Annotated in this window: 14 protein-coding genes; 7 read left to right on the forward strand and 7 right to left on the reverse strand. The window is 63.3% G+C overall.

The window, feature by feature from the left end:
• Positions 1 to 63: 63 nt before the first annotated feature.
• Entirely contained in the window at positions 64 to 1,233 is a 1,170-nt protein-coding gene (locus J7573_RS24980) for an MFS transporter (protein ID WP_294341097.1), read from the reverse strand.
• 106 nt (positions 1,234 to 1,339) lie between these two features.
• Between J7573_RS24980 and J7573_RS24985 the strand changes: the two genes are divergently transcribed.
• Both J7573_RS24985 and J7573_RS24990 read left to right on the forward strand, forming a co-directional pair.
• Positions 1,340 to 2,233 carry a LysR family transcriptional regulator gene (locus J7573_RS24985; RefSeq protein ID WP_294341099.1) on the forward strand — a complete coding sequence of 298 codons (894 nt, stop codon included), beginning with the start codon at positions 1,340 to 1,342 and terminating at the stop codon, positions 2,231 to 2,233.
• A 124-nt stretch (positions 2,234 to 2,357) separates the two neighbouring features.
• Entirely contained in the window at positions 2,358 to 2,486 is a 129-nt protein-coding gene (locus tag J7573_RS24990; protein WP_256215799.1) for a PA1414 family protein, read from the forward strand.
• Positions 2,487 to 2,682: 196 nt separating this feature from the next.
• On the opposite strand, the gene J7573_RS24995 is transcribed toward J7573_RS24990, so the two are convergent.
• Both J7573_RS24995 and speB read right to left on the reverse strand, forming a co-directional pair.
• Positions 2,683 to 4,062: a sodium:solute symporter gene (locus J7573_RS24995; protein ID WP_294341105.1), complete on the reverse strand. Its 1,380-nt coding sequence runs from the start codon at positions 4,060 to 4,062 to the stop codon at positions 2,683 to 2,685.
• A 132-nt stretch (positions 4,063 to 4,194) separates the two neighbouring features.
• Positions 4,195 to 5,145 (reverse strand): agmatinase, encoded by a 951-nt coding sequence (gene speB, locus J7573_RS25000; RefSeq protein ID WP_008090804.1) that lies wholly within the window; start codon positions 5,143 to 5,145, stop codon positions 4,195 to 4,197.
• A gap of 224 nt (positions 5,146 to 5,369) precedes the next feature.
• Here speB and J7573_RS25005 point away from each other — a divergent pair, with 224 nt between their 5' ends.
• From J7573_RS25005 to J7573_RS25015, 3 genes are all read left to right on the forward strand, one after another.
• Positions 5,370 to 6,263, forward strand: a complete 894-nt coding sequence (locus tag J7573_RS25005) for a LysR family transcriptional regulator (RefSeq protein ID WP_294341111.1) — start codon at positions 5,370 to 5,372, stop codon at positions 6,261 to 6,263.
• Positions 6,264 to 6,385: 122 nt separating this feature from the next.
• Entirely contained in the window at positions 6,386 to 7,951 is a 1,566-nt protein-coding gene (locus J7573_RS25010; protein ID WP_294341112.1) for a PAS domain-containing methyl-accepting chemotaxis protein, read from the forward strand.
• Positions 7,952 to 8,118: 167 nt separating this feature from the next.
• The gene (locus J7573_RS25015) at positions 8,119 to 8,712 is read left to right on the forward strand and encodes a DTW domain-containing protein (RefSeq protein ID WP_294341114.1); all 594 of its coding nucleotides are present in this window, start codon (positions 8,119 to 8,121) and stop codon (positions 8,710 to 8,712) included.
• A gap of 82 nt (positions 8,713 to 8,794) precedes the next feature.
• On the opposite strand, the gene J7573_RS25020 is transcribed toward J7573_RS25015, so the two are convergent.
• A complete protein-coding gene (locus J7573_RS25020) occupies positions 8,795 to 9,088 on the reverse strand; it encodes a DUF3757 domain-containing protein (protein ID WP_294341116.1) in 294 nt (97 codons plus the stop codon).
• Positions 9,089 to 9,653: 565 nt separating this feature from the next.
• Between J7573_RS25020 and J7573_RS25025 the strand changes: the two genes are divergently transcribed.
• The gene (locus J7573_RS25025) at positions 9,654 to 9,881 is read left to right on the forward strand and encodes a hypothetical protein (protein WP_110636896.1); all 228 of its coding nucleotides are present in this window, start codon (positions 9,654 to 9,656) and stop codon (positions 9,879 to 9,881) included.
• A 117-nt stretch (positions 9,882 to 9,998) separates the two neighbouring features.
• Here the strand turns inward: J7573_RS25025 and J7573_RS25030 are convergent, their stop codons facing one another.
• From J7573_RS25030 to J7573_RS25040, 3 genes are all read right to left on the reverse strand, one after another.
• Positions 9,999 to 11,351 (reverse strand): HlyD family type I secretion periplasmic adaptor subunit, encoded by a 1,353-nt coding sequence (locus J7573_RS25030; protein WP_294341118.1) that lies wholly within the window; start codon positions 11,349 to 11,351, stop codon positions 9,999 to 10,001.
• Positions 11,352 to 11,491: 140 nt separating this feature from the next.
• The gene (locus tag J7573_RS25035) at positions 11,492 to 13,627 is read right to left on the reverse strand and encodes a type I secretion system permease/ATPase (RefSeq protein ID WP_294341125.1); all 2,136 of its coding nucleotides are present in this window, start codon (positions 13,625 to 13,627) and stop codon (positions 11,492 to 11,494) included.
• Positions 13,628 to 13,702: 75 nt separating this feature from the next.
• A complete protein-coding gene (locus J7573_RS25040; protein WP_294341120.1) occupies positions 13,703 to 15,076 on the reverse strand; it encodes a TolC family outer membrane protein in 1,374 nt (457 codons plus the stop codon).
• A 467-nt stretch (positions 15,077 to 15,543) separates the two neighbouring features.
• Here J7573_RS25040 and J7573_RS25045 point away from each other — a divergent pair.
• Positions 15,544 to 16,888, forward strand: a 1,345-nt coding sequence (locus J7573_RS25045; protein WP_294341122.1) for a retention module-containing protein, incomplete at its 3' end; no start/stop codon positions are given.

Here is a 16,888-nt window from a genome sequence, read left to right on the forward strand (position 1 = left end):
CTGTGGTGATCCTGTGGGAGCGGGTTTACCCGCGAAAGGGCCGGTGCTGAAAACCTAGAAATTTCAGGCTGTACGGGTGACTGCCTGGCAACCCTGACGGCTTCGTATGCGGGTCATGACCAGTACGCCTGCTACTCCAAGTCCCGCTGCAGCCAGCACCAGCGCCGCCTGTAAACTCCCGCTGTAATGGTTGCTCAACGCTGCCAGCAACGGCCCACTCAGTTGCCCCAGTGCAAAGCACGCAGTCAGCAGCCCAGCATTACGCTGTGTGGCATGGGGCGCCAGTTCCCGCGAGCGCTGCATCACCAGCTGCATGCAAGCCAGGAATGGCCCGCCGCACAGCACCACACCCAGTGCCAGTCCAACACCACCGCCCATCAGGCAGGCCAGTACCCCCAAGCCTTGCAACCACAGGGTGACCGTCAGCCAGGCCGAAGTACGGCCTGCCCGACGCAGGCTCACCAGCACCACGCCGAGCGCCGCCGCCAGGCCGAACGCCGGCCAGAACAGGTCGGCCATCCAGTTGCCGCGAAACTGCTGGTTGGCCATCTGCGACAGGAAAGTGGCCGGCAGGATGTAGCCCACGCCGTACAAGGCATAAACCAGGCCCAGGCGGCCAATGCCGACGCTGCGGGTCGGGCCCTGCTGCGAGGCGGCGGGCACCACGGCAGGTTGCAGGGCGCGAGGCAGCCAGGGGCGCACGGCCAGCAGCATGACCAAGGCCGCAACGGCATAGACCAGCCAGAGCGCCGCCGAACCCAGCCCCAGCAGATGCGCAGCCAATGCCAGCAAACCCGTCAGCGCAATACCCAGCCCAGGCCCGGCGAACACCATCGCCCCCAGGCGCTGGCGGTTGTGGGCATTGGCCACTTGCTGGCTGAGGCTGGTGATCATCACCAGTACCCAGGCACTGGCCACGCCGGTCCCGAAGCGCAGCAGCAAATGGCTCCAGAAGCCGTCCGCAGCCCAGGAGGCCAAGGTCAGCAGCACGCACAACCACAGGCCACCGTGCAGGCGCAGTTTCACCTGGTTAGGCCGACGGGCGTACATGGCGTCCACGGCGCCAAGGAAGTAACCCAGGTAGTTGGCTGCCGCCACCAGCCCGGCGGCGGTCAGGTCGAACTGGCCTTCGGCGATCAGTTGCGGCAGTTGTGGGGTGAGGGCGAAGCGGCCGATGCCCATGGCCATCATCAGGGCCACGGCGCTGGCCAGCAGTTGTATGAACGGCGACATGAGGACTCTCCTGCGCGAATCAATGCGATGGATGGCAGGTTAGGGCGAGTTGACTTTCAATAAAATTGAATAATGATGATCAAGTTGTTCTGTTTTGGAGAATGTCATGGAGTTCAGCCAACTGCGCATCTTCCAGGCCGTCGCCGAGGAAGGTTCGGTCACCCGCGCTGCCGAGCGCCTGCACCGGGTGCCGTCGAACCTGTCGACGCGCCTGCGCCAGCTCGAGGAGCAAATGGGGGTGGAGCTGTTCCTGCGCGAGCGCCAGCGCCTGCAGCTGTCACCCGCCGGCAAGGTGCTGCTGGATTACGCCAGCCGCCTTTCGGCCCTGCGTGACGAAGCCGTGGCGGCGGTGCAGGGCGGCCAGCCGGCCGGCGATTTCGCGCTGGGCACCATGTACAGCACTGCCGCGATCCACTTGCCGGCGCTGCTGGCGCGCTATCACCAGCAATACCCGGCCGTGAACCTGCAGGTGCAGGCAGCACCCAGCGGCGACCTGCTCGAAGGCCTGCTCAGTCATCGCCTGGATGCGGCACTGGTGGACGGCCCGCCAAGCCTGGCCGGGCTGGATGGTGTGCCGCTGTGCGATGAAGTGCTGGTCTTGATCACCAGCCCGGAGCACCCGCCGGTGCGCAGTGCCAGGGACGTGGCGGGCAAGGCCGTGTTCACCTTCCGCCAGGGCTGTTCCTACCGGATGCGTCTGGAGGCCTGGTATGCCCATGACCACACGCCGATGGGGCGGGTGATGGAAATCGAGTCTTACCAGAGCATGCTGGCCTGCGTGATTGCCGGTGCGGGGGTGGCCTTGATGGCGCAATCGATGCTCGATAGCCTGCCCGGGCGCGACCGGGTGCACGCTCATCGCTTGCAACCGCCATTCGATCACGCGGAAACCTGGTTGATGTGGCGCCAGGGCATGCGCGGGGCGAATTTGCAGGCCTGGATCGACGTGCAACAAAGCGAAACGATTAACCAGTCGTCGGAATACGCCGTTTCCGCTTGATCCGCGTCAAACTAGCCCATATCTGTAGGAACAAGAGCATGCGTAGTACAGGACATCGGACTATGATCTGTATGAAACATCGCAGGATTGAATTGCCGTGAGGCTGACCCGTCAAGGGGGCATTATGAAAAACCAAATGTTCAACTGGCTCCACGACCTGGCCGTCGCTTTGGGGCTGATTCCACCACCCTTGCAGCCGGTGCCGATCCCGACTGATGAAGAGCAGCGCAAGCGCCAGCCGCGTCGTCGCTGAAATGCAAAAGGCCGCAGCATCTGTCAGATGCTGCGGCCTTTTTGTTTCTGCTGTATTTGCATTGCCTGGGCCGGCCCTTTCGCGGGTGAACCCGCTCCCACAGGAATCGCACAAGGCTCAACGATGTGCTGACACTGTGGGAGCGGGTTTATCGGGGCGCCGAACCGCCGCGAAGAGGCCGGTACAGGCTGACCGATCAGGCCAGCTTCACTTCACCCACCGGCTTGCGCGACAGCACGCTCACCAGCACGAAGCTCACCAGGCCAACCGCCAGGCTGTAGTAGATCGGCGTGTTGGCATCCAGCCCGTCCTTGAACATGAAGAACAGTGCAGTGGCAAAGCCCAGCGACATGCTGGCGATGGCGCCTGCGGTGGTGGCGCGTTTCCAGAAGATCGCACCGATCAGCGGGATCAGCATGCCGCCAACCAGCAGGTTGTAGGCCAGGGTCAGGGCACTGATCACATCGTTCACCGCCAGGGCGATGCCCAGCACCACCAGGCCGGTGAGCAGGGTGAACAGGCGGCTGACGCCCAGGCTCGACTGCTTGCCGCCACGCAGCTTGGGCAGCAGGTCTTCGGTCAGGGTGGTCGAGGCCGCCAGCAGGCCGGCACTGGCAGTCGACATCATCGCCGCCAGGGCTGCCGCCATCAGCAAGCCACGAATGCCTTCCGGCAGCTGGCCTTTGATCATCTCGGCAAAGGCATTGTTCGGGTTGGCCAGGTCCGGCATCAGGACATGGGCCGACATGCCGATCAGGGCGCACGCCAGGCCGTACAGCACGCAGTACACACCTGCGGTGGTGCCGGCGCGCTGGCAGACCTTCTCGTCACGGGCGGTGAACACCCGCTGCCAGATGTCCTGGCCGATCAGGATGCCGAAGAAGTAGATCAGGAAGTAGGTGATGATGGTGTCCCAGCCGATGGTGGTCCAGCTGAAGCTGGCCGCCGGCAGCTTGGCTACCAGGGTGTCCCAGCCACCGGCCTTGTACAGGCACACCGGCAGCAGGATGAACATCAGGCCAACGGTCTTGATGACGAACTGGACGATGTCGGTGAGGGTCAGCGACCACATGCCGCCGATGGTCGAATACACCACCACCACACCGCCGCCGAGCAGCAGCGACGCCCAGAACGGCAGGTCGAGCAGCACTTGCAGGACGGTGGCCATGGCCAGGGTCGAGGTCACGCCGATCATCAGCGCATAGGCCAGCATGATGGCCGCGCTGGCCTGGCGGGCCATCGGGTTGTAACGGCGCTCCAGCACCTGGGTGACGGTGAAGATCTTCAGGCGCAACAACGGTTTGGCGAGGAACAGGTTGAGGGCGATGATGCCCAGGCCCAGGGCGGCACAGAGCCAGAAACCGGAGATGCCGTGGACGTAGCCCAGGCGTACGGTGCCGACGGTGGAGGCGCCGCCGAGCACGGTGGTGGCCATGGTGCCCATGTACAGGGTCGGGCCGAGGTTGCGCCCGGCCACCAGGTAGTCTTCCTGGGTTTTCGCGCGCCGCATGCCATACCAGCCCAGCCCTAGCATGCCGACGGTATAGATCATTACAACAATGATGTCCAAGGCCATTGGGGGTCTCCCGATTATCTTTATTATGGCGAGATCGACCGCGCAGGCGTGTTCACGGCGCCCGGCGGTCTTGTCTTGTGTTGGCGGGCCTCTATGGCCCTCCCTCATGGCTCCTGCCGGGGTGTAGCGGTATCAGCGACGCACGACGCCCGGCAGCACGCAGAGCATCTCGAACAACAGGTTGGCGCCGAGCAGCGAGGTGTTGCCGGTGGTGTCGTAAGGCGGGGAGACTTCAACCAGGTCACAGCCGATCAGGTCCAGGCCGTGGCAGCCGCGAATGATCTCCATCGCCTGGATGGTGGTCAAGCCGCCAATTTCCGGGGTGCCGGTGCCTGGGGCCCAAGCCGGGTCGATGCCGTCGATGTCGAACGACAGGTACACCGGGCCACCGCCGACTTTTTCGCGCACTTCGGCCATCAGCGGTTCCAGCGACTTGTGCCAGCACTCTTCGGCCTGGACCACGCGGAAGCCCTGGCGGCGGCTCCAGTTGAAGTCGTCGGCGGTGTAGCCCTGGGCGCGCAGGCCGATCTGCACCACGCGGTCGCAATCGAGCAGGCCTTCTTCCACGGCGCGGCGGAAGGTGGTGCCGTGGGCGATCTTCTCGCCGAACATGTGGTCGTTGACGTCGGCGTGGGCATCGATGTGCACCAGGCCGATCTTGCCGTGCTTCTTGTGCAGGGCACGCAGGATCGGCAGGGTGATGGTGTGGTCGCCACCCAGGGTCATCGGGATGACATTGTGCTCGACGATCTCGTCGTAGGCTTCTTCGATGATGCGCACGGCGTCGAGCAGGTTGAAGGTGTTGATCGCCACGTCACCGATGTCGGCCACCGACAGCGAGTCGAACGGGGCGGCGCCGGTGGCCATGTTGTACGGGCGGATCATCACCGATTCGGCGCGGATCTGGCGCGGGCCGAAACGGGTGCCGGAGCGCAGCGAGGTGCCGATGTCCAGCGGTACGCCGATGAACGCGGCGTCCAGGCCTTGGGCACTTTGCAGGTGGGGGAGACGGAGCATGGTGGCGATGCCGCCGAAACGCGGCATTTCGTTGCCGCCCAGTGGTTGGTGGAGAACTTTGTCCACGGTGGGCCTCATCAGTCGGTCGATTGTTCTGTTTGTTCGAACCTGTGCCGCCGCACGCCTTTCAAGTCTGGATCGCTGGCGGGCAGGGACATTTCGGCCAAGTCTGCGCAAGGTAGTGCGTGGGAAAAATCGCTACCGGCAAATACTTACTTCAGGAATTTCTGAACTAAAGGCCGCAGGAGCGGTTAGACTGCGCGCAAATACCCCTGCGGACCCGTTGCACCATGGCCTCGACCTTGCCCGACCTGAAACTGCTGCGCATCTTTGTCAGCGTGGTGCGCCACCAGGGGTTCGCCAATGCCCAGCGCGAGCTCAACCTGTCGACTTCGGCCATCAGTACCTACATGAGCCAGCTCGAGGGCGCCTTGGGTATCGTCTTGTGCCATCGCGGCCGCGGTGGCTTCAGCCTGACCAGCAAGGGCGAGCTGTTCCACCAGGAGACGCTGCGCCTGCTGGCCGAGCTGGACGGTTTCGAGCAGTACGCCGCAGCGCTCAAGGGTGAATTGCGCGGCACCCTCAACCTCGGTGTGATCGACTCCACCGTAGGCGATCGCGCGCTGCCACTGGCCGAAGTGATCGGCGCCTACAGCCAGGAGCACCCGGCCGTACACCTGCATCTGTCGGTGTCCAGCCCTTACGAACTGCAGCTGGGTGTGCAGGACAACCGCCTGGACCTTGCCATCGGCGCGTTCTCCTCGCGCATGAGCGGCCTGCTCTATCAACCACTGTATCGTGAGCAGCACTGGCTGTACTGCAGCAGTCGCCACCCGCTGTTCGCCGAACGGCGCATCCCTGAACAGGTGGTGACCCAGCAGCGCATGGTCGGGCGCGGCTACTGGAGCCAGGCCGAGCTGGCCCGGCATGGTTTCAAGCACAGCGCGGCGACGGTCGAGAGTATGGAGGCGCAGCTGATCCTGATCCTTTCCGGCGCCTACATTGGCTACTTGCCCGAACACTATGCCCAGGCGTGGGCCGACAAGGGCGACCTGCGGGTGCTATCGCCGGCCACTTTCGGCTATCAGGCGCCATTCTCGCTGATCATCCGCCGCGGGCGCAGCCGCGAACCGCTGCTTCAGACTTTCCGCGACCTGCTCAAGAGCCAGCTCTACGTGGGCTGATGAATGCAGCCCGTCGGAAGTCCGCCATTTCCTGCAAAAACCTGAGCGCCGGGGTGATGGCGTTCTGCTAAACCTCTACTTGCTTTGATGTTCTTCATCACTACAAGCAGGGATCGCCCCAGATGCGCATGAACTTGCCCGTCACTGAACATGAAAGAACCTTTTCCAGCGATCAGCGCCTGATTTCCACCACGGACCTCAACAGCCGCATCACCTACTGCAACGATGCCTTCGTGGCGATCAGCGGCTTCACCTATGACGAACTGGTCGGCCAGCCGCACAACCTGGTGCGTCATCCCGACATGCCGCCGGCGGTTTTCGGGCATATGTGGGAGACCATCAAGCAAGGCAAGCCCTGGATGGGCGTGGTCAAGAACCGCGCCGAGAACGGCGATTACTACTGGGTCAGCGCCTATGTCACGGCGATCTACGAAAATGGCCGCGTCAGCGGCTACGAGTCGGTGCGTTCGGTGCCGACCCGCGAGCAGATCCGCCGTGCCGAAGCCCTTTACGCGCGGCTGCGCGCAGGCAAGTCAGCCGTGCCGTGGGCGGCCCGGCTCGCTCGTGGCCTGGGCCACAGCTGGCCATTGATCGGCGCGGGTCTGCTGTCGGCTGCCGGTTACCTGTGGCTGCCACCCTACGCGGCACTGGGCCTGTTGATGGCCAGCTTGCTGGTGGCCTGGTACCTGATCGAGCATCAGCAAGACCAGGCAATCCGCCGCACGCTCGCGGAACACCCGAAGGCGTTCACCAGCCCCCTGGTGGCCCTGACCTACAGTGACAACCCCGGCCTGCAGGGTCAGCTGGACCTGGCCATTATCAGCGAAGAGGCGCGCCTGCAGACCGCACTGACCCGCCTGGTGGATGCCGGCGTCGGGGTGAAGTCGCGCGCGGCGCAATCGGCCGACCTGTCCGATGCCCAGGCACAGATGCTCGACCGCCAGCGCAGCGAGACCGATCAGTCGGCCACAGCCATCGCGCAGATGGCCGCGACCATCCAGGAGGTCACCCACAACGTACAAAGCACCGCCCATGCCGCAGGTGATGCCGACCAGCTGGCCCAGCACGGCAGCGAGCTGGCGCAGCAGAGCCTGAAGGCCATGGGCAGCATGAGCGAGGCGGTCAGCGACATCGGCCAGGCGGTGAATGCCCTGGCCGAACAGACCCAATCGATCGGCAGTGTGGTCGACGTGATCACCTCGATTGCCGAGCAGACCAACCTGCTGGCGCTCAACGCCGCGATCGAGGCGGCACGGGCCGGCGAGCAGGGCAGGGGCTTTGCCGTGGTCGCCGACGAAGTGCGCTCGCTGGCTCAGCGTACACGCTCTTCCACCGACGAGATCCACCAGATCATCGCCTCGCTGCGTGCCGGCGCCGAGCGGGCGGTGAGCACCGCCAGCCGCGGCGAGCAGATTTCGCGGGACAGCGTGCACAGCGTCGAGGCGGTGCAGGCCGCGCTGGCCGGGATCGCCCAAGCGGTCAGCCGCATTACCGGCATGAGCCAGCAGATGGCCACGGCCTCGGAGCAGCAGAGCCATGTGGCCGAGGACATCAACCAGCAGATCGTGCGCATTGCCCAGCTGTGCGACCAGAGCGCAGGGCAGGCCAAGCAAGGGGCCGAGATCAGCCAGGACCTGGAGCGGATGGCCGAATACCTGCATAGCCTGGCGGAGCGGTTCAACCGATAGATTCACGCTTGCAGGCCCATTCGCGGGGCAAGCCCGCTCCTACAGGCACCTCACATGGCTTGGATAATGTGCAATTCCTGTAGGAGCGGGCTTGACCCGCGAATGGCCCGCAAAGCGGGCCCAAAATTTCAGCCTGTGGCAAAATCCCTCCGCCAACGGAGACCCCCATGCCCAGACCCCGCTGCGAACGCTGCCAGCGCCCGCTCGACCATTGCCTTTGCCCGCTGATTCCCAGCCTCGACAGCCGCACCCGCGTGGTCCTGCTGCAGCACCCCAGTGAAACCGCCCATGCGCTGAACACTGCCCGCCTCGCTGCCCTGGGCCTGGTCAATGCCGAACTGCGGGTCGGCGAAGTCTTCGCTGATCTTGCCGAATTGTTGGCGACCCCAGGCTATCGCCCCGTGCTGCTGTTCCCCGGTGAGCAGGCGCAAGCGCTGACAGCCTATGGCGAAACGGACGACAAGCCGTACATGTTGATCGTCCCCGACGGCACCTGGCGCAAGGCACGCAAGCTGCTGTACCTGAACCCACTGCTTGAGGCGCTGCCCAGGGTGACACTGGCGCAAGTGGCGCCTTCACGCTACCGCCTGCGCAAGGCGCCGGAGCCGGGAGCGGTGTCGACCATAGAGGCGGTGGTGCAAGCGTTGAATGTGCTGGAGCAGCCCGAAGGTTTCGATCGGTTGCTACGGCCGTTCGAGGCGTTGATCGAAGGGCAGATCAAGGCGATGGGGGCTGATGTGTTCGAGCGGAACCATGGTTGATCAAGCGGCACGCCGCCCCGGTCATGATATTTGAGATCCGATGACAAGGACGGTCGTGTCTATTTCTGACGGCCTCAGCGCATCATTTTTTCAATGCCAGGCTGATGCCTTCACTGTCACTCTCATATCGGCAGATGATCGAGGTTTCAGTTTCTTTCTGGTTTTGCAGCTTGAACTTGTTGAGATTGGACTCTTCTGCATCGGGTGTGAAACCCGACCATTGACCATCCGCATTCGTGGCGCTGTAAGCGATCCCGTCCATCTGGTCTTGTGTATCAGCTTTTTGGCTGATGCTGGATGGCTCCGGGCAGGTGGCCGCCAGTGCGTTACCTACAGCCAGAACGCTTGCAATACCTACAATCGCAAAAAAACGCATATGACCTACTCCTTCAGGTAATTGGAGGCGTCAGCATGCAACTCCTTACGATTTGGCTCTACTGGTAAAAATGCTAGGTCTCCAGCAAGGCAGCGCAGTGCTGATCAGCATAAAAGAAGGAATTTCCTACAGGTTTGATGCTCGGTACTAGTGGTTTCACCCCTTGCGGTGGTGTCTTTGGAGAGATAAATTCCCTCTGTCGCGGCAAACTCCGCGATCGGGTTTGGCGACCCGGATAACTTGGCGCAACAGCGCCCCACACGATTGCAGGCGCTTTTTTTGCGCCCGCAGCCTCGTGCCATGGCGGCTGTGCGTGGGAGACCTTCGGGTCTGCCGGGTTCCAAGTTCCCGGTTCGCCAACCTGCGTACAGCTGCCACCCAATTGTTTGGCGACAATACGTGGTAGCTCCAACCTAACTTGGAGTTTCATGCATGCTTACCTTGAGCCCTGCCAGGATCCTCGCATTCGTTCACCGCCGGCGTAAATTGCCAGCGCTAGTCCATCACCGTTTCTGTCCGGTCTGTAGTCGATTTTGTTCCGCCTGCGCAGCGAGGAGGGGACTCGATGACTGATCAGGAGCTTTTGCTCAACATCCGAAGCTATGCCTGGACACTCGAACTGCTTGGCGAGGCGCTCGTTCAGCATGATGAGGTACTGGAATGTGAGCACAACCCTCAGCTGAGCTTTCGTAACACTGCGGGGATTCATCAGGCAATCCGCATAATCAGTCGATTGGCCAGTGAACATTGTGGGAAGTTGAGCCAGTTGCAGGAAGACTTTGGTCCGGATTGAACGTCTTTGCGGTGAGAGGGGGGCGAGTGAGGGCATCTAAGTGCATGCCTTGGCATCTTCAGCGCCAGTGAAATTGCCAAGGGATCCACCTACCCGCCCTCACGCAATCCAAACCAATCACCTTTCCCGCAGCGCCTCGGTCCGGGCCTTGAGCACCGGCTTGAGCAGATAATCCAGCACACTCTTCTGCCCGGTGATGATATCCACCGTGGCCACCATCCCAGGGATGATCAGCAACGGCTTGTTGTCCCCGCCCAGGTGGTTCTTCTCGGTCCTTACCTGGATCAGGTAGAACGCATTGCCTTTGTCGTCGGTGACGGTGTCTGCGCTGATCAGTTCCAGCTTGGCCTTGAGCCCGCCGTAGATGGTGTAGTCATAGGCACTGAACTTGACCATCGCCGGTTGCCCCGGGTGCAGGAAGGCCACGTCCTGCGGACGCACCTTGGCCTCGATCAGCAGGTTGTCCTCGATCGGCACGATCTCCACCAGGTCGCTGCCCGGCTGCACCACGCCGCCGATGGTGTTGACCTTCAGCAGTTTGACGATGCCGCGCACTGGCGACACCACGGTAGTGCGGTTGACCCGGTCGTCGATGGCGATGCTGGTGGCGGTGATCTTGGACAGCTCGGTGCGCTTGTCATTCAGCTCCTTGGCCGCGTCCGAGCGGAAGCTGGCATCGGACTCCTCGATCTTGCTCTTGATCTCGGCGATCGCCGCCTCGGCGCGGGGGATGGCCAGGCTGGTGGCATTCAGTTGGCCGCGGGCTTCCACGGTGCGTTGCTTGAGGCGCAGGATCTCCACCGGGGAAATGGCGCCTTTGCTGACCAGCGGCGCCGACATGTCTGTTTCCTGCTGCAACAGCGCCACGGCCGAGCGGTACTGATCGACCTTGGAGCGGAACTCGGCCAGCTCCTGGTTCTTCTGCCGCAGCTGTTCGTTGAGGGTCTGTTTTTCACTGGCCAGGCGCCGTTGGCGCGAGCTGTACAGGGCCGTCTCGTCTTCGGCGACCTGGGGCGCCTTGCTGCGCACTTCGTCCGAGAGCACGAACGGGCGGCCTTCGGCTTCTGCCGACAGGCGCTCGACCTGGGCTGTCAGTGCATAACGGTCAGCCTCGCTTTCGCCTTTGTTGGACTTGAACCGGGTGTCGTCCAGACGTAGCAGGGTGGCGCCTTTCTCGACCATCTGGCCTTCGCGCACGAAGATCTCGGTGACGATACCGCCTTCGAGGTTCTGCACCACCTGGACCTTGCTCGACGGGATCGCCTTGCCTTCGCCGACCGTCACTTCGTCGAGCACCGCCAGGCTGGCCCAGACCAGTGCCACCAGCAACAGCGCGGCGGCCAGCCACACCGTCAGGCGCGACAGGCGAGGCGAGTCCTGCAGGGTAGCGCCGGCCAGTTCCGGCATGTAGTCGCGTTCGGCCCGTTTGTCGGCGCCATGGCTGCTGCGGATGTTGTGGCTCAAGGACATGGCCTACCTCACTTGTCTCAATGGCAAGGCGCGGCCCCTGTGGGAGCGGGCGTGCCCGCGAACACCGGCAAAGCCGGTGCCACACACCGCGGTGTCTGCTTCGCGGGCAAGCCCGCTCCCACAGGGTTGAGTATGTTGAGTCAAAGGGCCGAGCCGATACGGCCCTTGCGCAGGGCGTCGACCACCGCATCCTTCGGCCCGTCGGCGACGATCTTGCCGTTGTCCAGCACCACCAGCCGGTCGACCAGGCTGAGCATCGAGGTGCGGTGGGTGACCAGCAGCACGGTCTTGCCTGGCACCCAGCTCAGCAGGCGCTGGCGCAGTTGCTCTTCGCTGCTGTTGTCCATGTGGCTGGTGGGTTCGTCGAGGATCAAAATCGGCGGCTCCAGCAGCAGCGCACGGGCCAGCAGCACAGACTGGCGCTGGCCGCCGGAGAGCAACTGGCCGCGCTCGCCCACCGGGCGGTCGAAGCCGTTCGGGTGTTGTCGGGCCAGCTCGCTGACGCCGGTCAGTTCGGCCACTTCGAGCATGCGCGCATCGCTGATGTGGCGCGCACCCAGGGTCAGGTTGTCACGCAGGCTGCCGGCCAGCAGTGGCAGGTCGTGGGCCACGTAGCCGATCTGGCTGCGCAGGTCGGCGATGTCCAGCTGGCGCAGGTCGAGGTTGTCCAGCAGCACCTGGCCTTCGTCGGGATGATGGAAGCCCATCAGCAGGCGCCCGAGGGTGCTCTTGCCTGAGCCGCTGCGGCCGATGATGCCGATGCGCTCGCCGGGGGTGATGGCCAGGTTCACATCGTGCAGTGCCGGGCTGACTTGCCCCGGGTAGCGGAAGGTGATGTGGCTCAGCGCCAGGCCACCCTTGAGCGTGGTGTGCTCCAGGGCCTGCTGGTCGAGCTGACGTTCCTGCGGCAAGGCCATCAAGGCATCGGTGCTGCGCATGGTCAGCTGCGCCTGTTGGTAGCGGGTGATCAGCCCGGCGATCTGGCCGAGCGGCGCGAGCACACGGCTGCCGAGCATGTAGCTGGCGACCAGGGCCCCGACGCTGAGGTTGCCGGCGATGATGCTGTACACCCCGGCAACGATGGTCGCCATGCCGCAGAACTGCTGGATGAACAGCGTGCCGTTGCTGGCCAGCGACGACAGGTTGCGGGCGTGGGCGTCGAGGCGGGCGATGGCGGCGTTGGTGTGCTCCCACTGGTACTGGCGTTCGCTTTCGGCGCCGCAGGTCTTGAGGGTTTCCAGACCGCTCAGGGTTTCGATCAGCAGGGCCTGGCGCACCGCGCCGAGGCTCAGGCTTTTCTGCACGGTATCGCGCAGGCGGGCCTGGATGATCAGGGCAAAACCCACTGCCAGCGGGAAGGCGATCAGCGGGATCAGTACCAGCCAGCCACCGAGCAGGCCGATCACCAGCAGCATCAGGGCCACGAAGGGCAGGTCGATGATGCTGGTCAGGGTGACCGCGGTGAGAAATTCACGCAGGCCCTGGAAGTCATGGATGCTCTGGGCGAAACCACCGATGGTGGCGGGCTTGGCCTTCATGGCCATGCCGGTGATGCGCTCGAACAGGGTGGCGGAGAGGATCAGGTCGGTCTTCTTGCCGGCCTGGTCCAGCAGGTGGGCGCGGACCATGCGCAGCACCAGCTCGAAGGCGGTACCGAGGAACAGGCCGGCGACCAGCACCCACAAGGTCGACAGCGCCTGGTTGGGTACCACGCGGTCGTAGGTCTGCATGACGAACAGCGGCACCATCAGGCCGAGCAGGTTGATCAGCAGGCTGGCCAGCAGGGCGTCGCCATACAGCCAGCGGGAATGGCGCAGGGTGTCGCGGAACCAGGCGTTGACCCGCGGTAGCAGCGGTGAGCGCACGTCCTCCAGGGTGTGCCGTGGGCGGGCGAACAGGGCGTGGCCGCTATAGGCTTGCTGCAGCGCTTCACGCTCGACCCATTGCTCGCCGCCTTCGGCTTCGCAGGGCAGGATCAGCGCACGGCCATCATCGCCCCAGCGTTGCAACACCGCGCTGCGGCCATTGTCGAGCAACAGCAGCACGGGCAGGTTGAGCGCCGAGATGTCATTCAGGCCTCGTTCCAGCACCCGCGCTTGCAGGCCGGCACGCGCTGCAGCCCGCGGCAGCAGGTCGGCGCCCAGCCGCTGCTGGGCCAGGGGCAGCCCGCTGCACAGGCTGGCGCGGCTGGCCGGGCGGCCGTGCAGCCGGCACAGGATCAGCAGGCCGTCGAGCAGTGGGTCATCGACATCCGGGCGCGGTTGCGCGCTTTGCATACTGGTCACGATGGCCTACTCCTGCCAGTGTGGATGGTTTGCTGTGCAGGCGATCCGTGCCAGTGCGAGCGACGCTTAGCGCATGTCGGGCAATCTGGCTTCGTTCCGGACCTCGTTATTGGCGATAGCCTCTGGTGGGAGTGAAATGCGTTGCTTGCTCAGCAGTTCACCCATGGTCGCCAGTACCCGGTACATCGAAAACTCTTCGGTGTAACGCACTTCGGTGTAGCGGCGGTTGGCGTTGTACAGTTCGTTTTCGCTGTCGAGCACGTCGAGCAGGGTGCGCTGACCCAGGCCGAACTGGTCCTGATAGGCCGCGCGCACGCGCTGGGTGGTTTCGGCGTACTCACGTGCGGTGGGGGTCTGCTTGCGGGCGTTGTTCATGGCGTTCCAGGACAGGCTGAGGTTTTCGGTCAGCTCGCGCAGCGCATTGTTGCGGATGTCCAGGGCCTGGTTGATCTTGTGCGCATCGGATTGCAGCCGGGCCTTGTCACTGCCGCCACGGAACAGGTTGTAACTGAGCTCGACGCCGGCCTGCCAGTCGTTGTTGGCGTGGCCCGGCTCGCCGGCGATGTTGTTGTTGGCGCCAGTGGCCAGCACCGCGTCCAGACGCGGGTAGAACGGCGACTTGGCCACTTCGTACTGCTGTTCGGCGGCATTGACGTCGGCCTGGGCCGACTTGAGATAAGGGTTGTTCTGGCGCATGCCTTCGCGTGCCTGGTCGAGCGTGCCGGGTATTTCCACCTTGATCGACCGTGGGCCTTCCAGCTCGTCAGGCACGCGGCCGACCACGCTGTAGAAGTTGGCTTCAGCATCGGCGAGGTCGACTTCGGCGGTATCCAGGTTGTTTTCCGCGAGGGCGCGGCGGGCGCGGGACTGGTCGAGGTCGGCGGTGCTGCCAACACCGCGCTCGCTGCGCAGGCCGATCTGGTCGTTGACACGCAAGTGTGCCTGCAGGTTGTTCTTGGCCAGGTCCACCAGCTCTCGACGCTTGAGCACCTCCAGGTACACCTCGACGGTGCGCAGGGCGACATCCTGGGCGACGCCCTGGGTGTAGTAGGCGCGAGAGGTCGCCACCGCCTCGGTGCGGCCCACTTCATTGGCGGTGTTGAAGCCGTCGAAGATCATCTGCCGCAGGCGCAGTTCCGACTGTGTGTAGTTCAGGGTTTCCTTGTTGTGGTTGGGCGTGCCGTCAGGGTTGAAGCCGCGGGTATTGAGGTTGTCCGAGCGCTGGCGCCCATACCCTGCCACCAGATCCACAGTTGGGTAGTAGCCACCACGGGCGAATTTGACATCCTCATCGGCCGAAAGCTTGCTGTTGCGATTCGAGCTGATCTGCGGGTGGTAATCCACGGCACTCTGGATGGCTTCGTTGAGGGACATCGCCTCGACGTTCGTGCATGCCATGGCCACCAGCATTGCGCTGGCGAGGGGGGTTAGAACGCGCATGGGGCTACTTCTCCCTGGTCACAAAAAATTCCTGCTTTTCGCCAATAAAATGACGAAATTTATAGTTCAAACCGTTTCATGTTTGTAACAACAGAGCTAAGAACATTTAACGCGCGAGCTAAGAAGATTTTTTCATAACCCCTATGCGAAAAAAAACTTATGCGGTCTATGCAAAGCAGGACATTGTTTCATCCAAGTGATTTCGCGAACCGTTGCAAGGCGTGACTTACAAGCACTTCAGCAAGTTCCAGATTTTTTACAGCTAAGGACGCGGAACGGATAGGTGAATGCAGATTTGGCGACAAAAAATTGGCATTAGTTGATGGCCAACTTACATTATTACTATCGCCAAAGTAGTGCCTGAGAGAACGATTCTCACCGTTGAGATTTTTCGGACTCCATGCCCACACCTGCCTGCGCAATGTCATTGGCTGATGTAGCCGATCAGTAAGGGGAGGTGTTCGCTCATGGCTCAGTTAGTCGGTGTGGTCAGCAAGGTAATTGGCCAGGTTTTCGCAGTCGCCAGCGATGGTAGTCGGCGCCCCCTGATCGAAGGCGATCGCCTGTTTGCTGGCGAGCAACTGGAGACCGGTGCTGTGGGGGCCGTGGCGGTGCACCTGCAGAACGGTGCCGAGTTGACCCTGGGCCGCGACAGCAGCCTGGCGATGACGCCGGACCTGCTCGCCAATCAGGCACACCCTGCGCCGGCCCACGAGGTAGCGCCGAGTGACGCGCAATTGAGTGATGTGGAGCGCATCCAGCAGGCGATTGCCGCTGGCGACGACCCGACCCAGAGCGCTGAGGCGACCGCCGCCGGGTCAGGCAGTGCTAGCGCTTCCGGGGCGCTGGGAGGTGGCCACAGTTTCGTCATGCTCAGTGAAGTTGGCGCCCGTGTCGATCCAGTGATGGGCTTCCCGACCGCCGGCTTCAATGGCTTTCCCGAGCTTGCCAACCGCGAAGTGGGCGGCCTCGACACCAGCAATGGCAGTTCGCTCAACGGTCGACCAGTGGGTGGTGGTGATGGCGGCACGGGACCTGCGGAGCCGTCCATCCCGACGGTAGACGAAAATCATCCCGTCACGTTGCTGGGCCTGAATATCGCCCCGGGTGAGCTGAGCCTGAACGAGGCGAATCTGCCGCTGGGCTCTGCCAGTGATGCGGCGGCCTTGACCCAGCACGGTAGCTTTACCGTGGTGGCTCAGGATGGCGTGTTCAACCTCAATGTCGGTGGCATCAACGTGGTGACCGGCGGCGTGGTGACCGGCGTTGGCCAGTCGATCACCACCGGGCTGGGCAACATCCTGACGATTACCGGCTACAACCCGAGCACTGGCGTGGTGAGTTACAGCTACACGCTGACTGCAACCGGGCAACATATCGAGGACGATGGGGCCAAGTCGCTGACCGAGCACTTGCCGGTCCTGGTCAGTGACAGCAACGGTGATGTCGCCCAGGGCTCGCTGGATGTCATCATTCACGATGATGCGCCGCAGGCTTTCGACGATGGCAACGCTGTGACGGCAACCGAACAGCATGTCGAGCTGACCGGCAATGTGCTGACCAACGATATTCAGGGCGCCGACCGCGTGGCTGGCGGCCCGGTGATCGCCGGCACTTACACGGGCACCTACGGCACACTGGTCCTGGCCACAGACGGTTCCTACACCTACACGCTCAACCCCGACGCCCCGGGCTTCAAGAACCTGGGCGGTGGCGGCAATGGCGTGGAGCACTTCACCTACACGATCAAGGACGCTGACGGCGACACCAGCACCGCGACCCTGACGCTGAACATCAGCAACCTCAACGACC

It is taken from the genome of Pseudomonas sp. (assembly GCF_017744435.1).
Lineage (GTDB): Bacteria > Pseudomonadota > Gammaproteobacteria > Pseudomonadales > Pseudomonadaceae > Aquipseudomonas.